This window comes from uncultured Psychrobacillus sp., from assembly GCF_938022135.1.
Taxonomy (GTDB): Bacteria; Bacillota; Bacilli; order Bacillales_A; family Planococcaceae; genus Psychrobacillus.
Genome location: NZ_CALIED010000032.1, coordinates 1 through 7,623, shown reverse-complemented (window position 1 = coordinate 7,623; position 7,623 = coordinate 1). Strand labels below are relative to the sequence as shown.

The 7,623-nt window shown below is 34.4% G+C and carries 8 protein-coding genes; 4 read left to right on the top strand and 4 right to left on the bottom strand.

The features are described 5' to 3' along the window. Positions 1–287 precede the first annotated feature (287 nt). Positions 288–1,214: a hypothetical protein gene (locus Q0371_RS07255; protein WP_298469929.1), complete on the bottom strand. Its 927-nt coding sequence runs from the start codon at positions 1,212–1,214 to the stop codon at positions 288–290. Between the two features lie 734 nt (positions 1,215–1,948). Between Q0371_RS07255 and Q0371_RS07250 the strand changes: the two genes are divergently transcribed. Beyond that, on the top strand, positions 1,949–2,104 hold the full coding sequence (locus Q0371_RS07250; RefSeq protein ID WP_298469928.1) for a hypothetical protein: 156 nt from the start codon (positions 1,949–1,951) through the stop codon (positions 2,102–2,104). A 481-nt stretch (positions 2,105–2,585) separates the two neighbouring features. Beyond that, a complete protein-coding gene (locus tag Q0371_RS07245) occupies positions 2,586–2,783 on the top strand; it encodes a hypothetical protein (RefSeq protein WP_298469926.1) in 198 nt (65 codons plus the stop codon). 423 nt (positions 2,784–3,206) lie between these two features. On the opposite strand, the gene Q0371_RS07240 is transcribed toward Q0371_RS07245, so the two are convergent. Beyond that, positions 3,207–3,776 carry a tyrosine-type recombinase/integrase gene (locus Q0371_RS07240; protein ID WP_298469924.1) on the bottom strand — a complete coding sequence of 190 codons (570 nt, stop codon included), beginning with the start codon at positions 3,774–3,776 and terminating at the stop codon, positions 3,207–3,209. Positions 3,777–3,955: 179 nt separating this feature from the next. Next, complete coding sequence (locus Q0371_RS07235) at positions 3,956–4,177, bottom strand: hypothetical protein (RefSeq protein WP_298469922.1); 222 nt, start codon at positions 4,175–4,177, stop codon at positions 3,956–3,958. Positions 4,178–4,379: 202 nt separating this feature from the next. Between Q0371_RS07235 and Q0371_RS07230 the strand changes: the two genes are divergently transcribed. Continuing rightward, on the top strand, positions 4,380–4,973 hold the full coding sequence (locus Q0371_RS07230) for a hypothetical protein (protein ID WP_298469920.1): 594 nt from the start codon (positions 4,380–4,382) through the stop codon (positions 4,971–4,973). A 7-nt stretch (positions 4,974–4,980) separates the two neighbouring features. Beyond that, positions 4,981–6,423, top strand: coding sequence for a type I restriction-modification system subunit M (locus Q0371_RS07225; RefSeq protein WP_298469917.1), 1,443 nt, complete (start codon positions 4,981–4,983; stop codon positions 6,421–6,423). Between the two features lie 238 nt (positions 6,424–6,661). On the opposite strand, the gene Q0371_RS07220 is transcribed toward Q0371_RS07225, so the two are convergent. Then, positions 6,662–7,261, bottom strand: a complete 600-nt coding sequence (locus Q0371_RS07220) for a MerR family transcriptional regulator (protein WP_298469890.1) — start codon at positions 7,259–7,261, stop codon at positions 6,662–6,664. Between the last annotated feature and the right edge of the window lie 362 nt (positions 7,262–7,623).

The following is a 7,623-nucleotide window of genomic DNA, read 5'->3' as shown; positions in this document are numbered from 1 at the left end:
CCCCCCCGGCCACAGACTGCCTAGCTAACTTTCTGGAGAAACTACTAAATGACCAACCATGCAACACTAAATCGTAGAATAAGAGCCCAATTGTTTTCTAGTAATCCCTGGAAATGTAAGCGCTTTCTGTTATAATAACAATGGGTTGGATGGCATGTGTGGCTGTCATAATATCTGGCGTAGGCGGGGGTACCTCCCACCTGGCCGACTGCTGGGTGGAAAATACACACCATGGTTCGGGAAAAGCGACCTACAAATTTTGGTAATTATAAACCGCAGCCGACCCCCTATTCAAGTAGGCTCTTCTTATCAACTTTTAAAGTTACCTTCGGATATTTTCTGGATATCAAGTCCTCAAAATCATCTATTAACTTCAACGCCTCATCCTTATTTTTTTTTCGGCTTTTTTTCAGATCTTTCTTATAATCACTCGAACTCGCATCCTCCAAATAATTATACTCCGCACTTAAAACGGATCTTCTTTCATTCACTTGGTAATATAGAGAAATAAGTTCTGAATAGCTCTGTAACATTTCTTCTGGATCATTAGACTTAAAGGTTAAGCTATTATATATCTCAGAAACCGAGCCCATGTCAGCTATATTAATATAAGTAAAATGTCCCTTATTAAGCTTCCTGGCAACAAATCTAAAATCAGAGGCAACGGAGTTTTTCATATCACTTTCATTGTATACACTAATCTGTTTTCTTACATAAAATTGTTTTTTTTCATCATTGTCTTCTTCAAAAAGGGTTCGAAAATCCAATATCGTTCTTTCTAGTCCTCTTTTCTGTGCCTCCGATTCCTCAATTAAAATATATAAACTATGCTGGAGTTTGATCTTTTCTTCTGGTTTCTTCACCACTTCTTGAAAGTATCCTGACAAAGTAAAACCAACAAATGTAACAACAAGACCTAAGAAAATCACCCAAAAAGGGTGGCTATAATTCGGATATTTTTTCTCCAAATGAATAATTAAGATAATTACAATTATTAGTATTACAATGGACACTAATAAAAATATTTCTACCCCTATACCTAAATCGATCGATTTCCGGATGAACCAAACGATACGTATAATCATCAAAATAAGTCCGACGTAAAGTACAGAAAGCAAAAGTTTTTTTTTCCTCGACACCTGCTCCAACTTTTTTGGGGGAGCTGTTAGTCTTTGTGATTTTTTCTTTGATTTTTTCTTCGTTCTTTTTACCATTAATCATTTCTCTCCACTCAACATTTTTAACTTACTATATCAAGTGATCCATAAATAAAGAAGAAAAATTTCCCAGTCTAAGATTACCTGTAACCATAAACCGTAGACCAAACTATTAAAATGCTAATCGAGGTACTAATTGTGGGGTAATAGGGTCTGCTCAGGTTGATTCTAAGCGAATTATCTATCAATAAGCAGGGACTTACCTTACTCAATTCAATATAGGAAGCCATATAGGAGAAGAGGTGGTTAGGGATTTCGAGGTTTCCATTATTCCTTTTTCCTCTGAAAATTTTTGCCGGGGGCTAGCCATAACTCGCCTGAAGAAAATAAGCAGGGTTAAATTTTTTTTAAATGAACTACCATACTAAATTGGTTTAGGACCTATACAGCTAGGTTTGGTCAAAGTGGTCAAAAAGCAAAGTTCATATTGATTGAAATTTAATGGAATATTAATGGAAATCGGCAGTTTCCTCCCTATTGCTAACTATATTAATCGATTTATAGTTTGACAAAATTAAAAGTTAATCAAAACAAACACAATATATAGTAGTTGAAATATTTAATACGACACAATACATTGATTTATTTAGCTTTCCTGTGTACACTTAAAATAGATCTGGTGGTTAGTTTTACTTTTGTGCCAGAAACTGGATTTAAAGATATATAGAGAAGTAGCAACCTAGAATACGTTTTTTGATGATTGTCCCTTGCTGAGAAGGGGGGACTGATCAATGCAAATATTAGAATTGTTAACGCTAGTTTCAGATTTAGCGAATGTCTTTACGGAATTATCAAGCTTCATTACATCTGAATCTGACTTTAAACTAGGGATTATCATTTTTGGATATTTAGGCAATTCAAAAAAACAAAAAAAAACAACTATCTAATGTGGGATTAGATAGTTGTCGCAATACTTTTGTTTTAACCAGCATATTAAACAAGGTAAACAGACATCAAAAACAAACATCATGAAAATTTTGAATCAGGTGGGCCAACACCGGATTCTTTTTTTTTTGCTTTATAGTCTATCCACTTAGAAGTAACGTTAATGTTAATGTTAATGTTTATCTTAATCTCAGTGTAGCTTAAAATTCAAAAGTTCACAAGGAGTAAGTTCACAAAGAGTGTACATTATAAAGGGTTAAGTTCACAAAGAGTATACATCATAAAAGTTATAATAATTCAGTATTCCCCAAATTGAGCTAGCCAACCACCTGCTGTTGCTGTAGGCATATTAATTCCACGAAAGGTAGTCAGGGATTTCCCTTACCCCATTTCCAGTATAAAAATTTTGGCGGGGGGTGGCCATAACTCGGCCAAGGGAAGTGGTATAATATAGCAAAAATTACACAGGGATGAGGTGCCTTTATGTCACGATATCGATTGATACACACCCTAATCGTGCTGATGTTCATGGGGTGTTTTATCTATAGCCTTGTGGTTAAAACTCCACAGGGATTTATCGTAACTTTCTTTGCCGGAGTTATTGGCATTGGATTGATACTACTCAACTTTGCACTCTTTAGACGACCAAAAACTCTAGGAGAAGAAGACATAAAAAAATAGCAGGGATCAATTACCTTGAAGAAAAGGACAAAGCTAAGAAAGAACAAGAAGAGAAAGAAAAGGCACAACAGGCTAAAGCTGAAAAAGCATGCCTTAACATTAAAGGTAATACATCAAGCTCGGGAGAAAAAATCTATCATGTACCGGGTGAACAATTCTATGGATATAGAGTGAGAAGAGAAGAGCATAAGGAAAAACTGTCCCCAACTAAGTTGTGGTCCTAGGCAAAGCCTAGTGTTTTAATGGGTACATGAATTCTTTACAGGTGGGCTAATGTGGGACACCTAATTTACATAGGTGGGCTGACATGGGATACCTGATTTTTCTCAATTGGTCTGATATTGGACTGACTATTTTTCTTAAAGTAACGTTCTTGCTACATCGAAATGAATAAAATTACTTGAAGAAAATAAAGAAGTTGAATTAGTGAAAAACGCTAAAATGTTTCAATACGTTGTTCGTTTCTTCTTCCGTAATGCCGATATAACGCAGGGTAACGGATGGATGAGAATGATGCAGAATCCGTTGCAGCATGGCAATATCCTTCGTGGCTTTGTAAAACCAATAGCCAAACGTTTTTCTTAATGTATGGTTGCCGACATGCTCTACGCCAGCGAACTCTGCGGCTTTATTTAGCTGCCGGTAGGCTTGAGTAGGGGTAATGGGGTGATCTCCCTTCCTGGACGGGAATAAATAGGGACTATGGACGTTTTTGGCGTACTCATAGACCTCCCGCAAGCAATTCGCGATATACATGTCGCGGATTTTTTGCGTTTTGCCTTCCTTGACCCGAAGAATCTTGTTTTGTTTGCCTTTAAGGTCTAGAATCGGCTTCGTAGTGAGCTTGAGTAGGTCCCCGACACGTAGGCCGGTCTCGCAGCCTACAACAAACAGGATGTAATCACGCTCCGAACAATGGCGCTTCAACGCCCATTTCATATCTTCTAACTGCTGCTGATCACGGATCGACTGCACATCTTTTGGTTGCGTCATCTTCATCCACCTTTCTTCATTCAAACCCTTATGTACCAACAATCTGAATGTATGATTTTTTCTTATTTATCAGTATAAAGAGAAAAAATGAGGAAAGTCAATGAAATCAAGGTTTTGAATGTACGTTAATTTATATTATCGTACATTCAAAACCTTGATGAAATATAAACACAGTTCTTTTATCCTCTTTTAATTATTCTTTGTAACTTGATTATTTTTATTGCTAATCCAATATTTAAAGCTGTTAACACAGTGATTATGATGGTTGTTGGATGAATCCATAACCAGATTAATATCATTTTCAGTATCGCTAATAAGGGGTTACTAGACCAATTAATTAGTAGTCCTATAATTACCACACCATTCAATGTACCAACCCAGTTATTCACTTTTTTTAACATACGTATTTCCCTCCCGTTTTTTGTTATTTCTCTGTAAAATTTTTTTAAATACCGAGTATGTTACAGAATCTAAGACGTATTATCATGATGTGGTTTATAATAATCATGCTGCATGGTTTTAACTTGACTAAATATTACCACACGTTCTATAATCAGGTCAAGTAATCATGCAGCATGATTTATTATAGGATGGTGATGAATTTTGAAAAACGAAAGCACCTTATTGAGAAAAATATGTGATATACGGACTGGATACCAAGGAGCTAGAGATCCGGGAGAAACATATCAACTTATCAACTTAACGAACCTTGACGTCAGTGGTTCAATCGACTTCAACAATATAAAGACATTTTCAACTATACAAATGGATGAAAAGTATCTTTTAAAAAAAGGAGAGATATTATTTAAGAAATCACAAAGTAGTCAAAGTAGTCAGTGTGCTGCCGGGTTCTTTAACGGAGGACCAGATAATTTAGTGCCAAGTGCTCATTTTTTTATATTAAGCATTAATGAAAACTCAAAGGATATAGTAATCCCTGAATATGTAGCTTGGTATCTAGGGGAAGATGTGGTAAGGAAATATTTCCAATCAGTAGCAGCAGGAATGGTGACAGCAACTATAAAAAAATCTGACCTAGAGATACTAGAATTAGTCATTCCTCCAATAAACGTTCAAAGAAAACTTATAGAGATTCAAAGGTTAGCTTTAGAAGAAAGAAAAATGATGGAGGAGTTTATTTTTTTAAGGGATAAGCAAGTTAAAAATGCTTTAACAAATCTAGTTTGGCAGGAGTGATTTACTTATGGCTTATAATAGTTCTAAAATTTTACAAAAACTATGGGATATCTCTAATTTATTTCGTGGTTTTATCGATAGTGTAGAGTACAGAAATTATGTATTAAATTTTTTATTTTTTAAATATCTTAGTGATTATTCTAGATACAATCGAAATCTGTATGATGATTGGGAGTCCTTTATACAAGCAAATAAGAACGCAATATATATACCTGAAGATTTATCTTTTGAGTCTATTTATGAACAACGGGAAACTCCAAATATAGGAAAGATTATTAATAGTACATTAAAGAAAATCGAGGGTAAAAATAGCAGCCAATTATATGGAATATTCATCAGTGCAGATTATGCTGTTTTTGATGACCCTAAGAGCAAAAGTGACATTCTAAAAATTTTTATAGAAGAGTTTAAAAAGATAGAATTAGATCCCAAATATTTAACCCCTGACCTTTTTGGAGAACTATTCGAACAAATACTTAATAAGTTTGCCATTGATGCTGGGAAAAAAGGAGCAGATTTCTATACCCCTTTGGAATTGTGTAGATTAGTCTCCAAATTAATAGACCCTCAAGACGGACAGACAATATATGATCCGGTTGCTGGAAGTGGTGGATTGTTAATAGAGACTGCAAAGTTGATTGAAAGCGAAAATTTCTCTTTATATGCCCAAGAACAAAATAAAAACGCTTATATATTATGTAAAATGAATACATTTATGAATGGCATGAATAAAAATATTGGCGGAATAGAATGGGGAGATGTAATTACAGAACCTAAGTTCTTAGAAGAGGAAAAACTAATGAAGTTTGATATTACAGTTGCTTCTCTTCCATGGTGGGAAAAAAGTGAAATGCACCATATTAAGGATTTTTCCCGTTTTAAATGGGGGATCCCACCAAAAGGAAAAGGAGACTACGCATTTATATCACACATTGCTTCTGCAATGAATGATATAAATGGGAGAGCTGCTATAATTATTCCACATGGTGTCTTATTTAGGGGAGGAACAGAGAAAGATATTAGAAGGGCTATGGTTGAAGATAACATTATTGAAGCCGTTATTGGACTTCCACCTAATATGATGTATAACTCGCGTGTTCCAGTAGCACTCTTTATTTTAAAGAAGAATAGAAACAGGGATGACATTTTATTTATTGATGCAAGCCATGAATATGTTAGTGATACACATAGTAATAAATTAAGTCCAGAAAATATAGAGAAAATAGTTTGCACTTACCGAAAGTATGAAACATTAGATAAATATGCTTATGTAGCAACGAAAGAAGAAGTTAGAGAAAATGATTTCAATTTGAACATCCCTAGATATGTGGATACATTTGAAGAAGAAACTGTTGATACAGAAAAGATTATGTTCGAAATTAAAGATTTAACCTATAAGATGAAAAAGGTTAGTGAAACCTTAGATAAATACTTGGAAGAAATACTGTAAGAAAATTTATCAGTATGATGCATTATTTAATTTAAAAGAAGAAGGAATATGCTTAAACATATTCCTTCTTCTTTTATATATTGTATACAAATCTAGTTAACATAAAGCACCTTACCGGAAGCTACTAAACATAGCAAAACCCTGATTTCGGCCAATTTTGGTCAAATTCAGGGTTTTGCTATGTTTGATAAATAACCACAAAATGGGTGTATAGTTTTTCTTGAAAAAATTTGATTATTCACTTTCCGATAAGTCGAGCAAAGAAACCCTTTTTTTGTTTATCTGGGTTAGTATCCGGGTTTTCGTTAGCAGCTGCTATTAACTTTTTCTGTTCCTGGGCTTCTTTAATTGCTTTTGTTAATTGATCATCACGCTCGACACTTCCCCTTTCAAACTTTTGAAGTTGTTCTAATAAGGCTTTATTAAAGTTTTCTTGATTCTCCAAGTGAGTCTTTATTTCTTGATTTTCTTCCCTAAGTACGGCTAATTCTTCACGCATGGCCTTCAATTCTTCCGCAATCATTTCGCCTGCTTTCTTTTCAGGTTCCGGCTTGAATGATTCTCCACCAGTAGCAAAATAATGTTCAATTTGCTTCATGGACCAATTTTGTTCGCGGTGAAGAGCTTGTATCTCTTTGAAGCGTTCTATTCCTTCACGCTTATAGACGTTATAGCCATTGCCGTTCTTTACGTGAGGGATATATTGACGCAGCTCCTTAAACCAGTTCCTAATGACGTTTGGGGTTTCATCAATAAAGCTTGCGACTTCTTTAACGGTAAAGCCTTTATCCAAGTTAATATCACACTTTTCTTCACTTTGGTTTTCACTTTTATTCAAGTTTTCTACCACCTTTCTAATCTGGATCTAAACATGGGTAAGTTGGATTAATGGGATGGATAAGCAAATTTATAAAGGATTATACCTATCATCAACAGCTAAGTATTTATTAATTAATCACGAGCTTAGTTAAATCCTGCTATGAATCTAAGTATAAATGAAAAATCAAGGTTTTTCATAAGTAATAATGAATGTCTAAAAGTTAGAAGAGATGGTGACTTGAAAAAGCGATTTTAAAACTTATTTTAAGTGCTATTTTACACGTATATTATTACTGTTACTTTTCATTTGTTTTGTCGTTTTTTTGTCATAGAAAAAGGGTGCTTATCTAATTTTAGATAAGCACCCTTTTTCTATTTCAT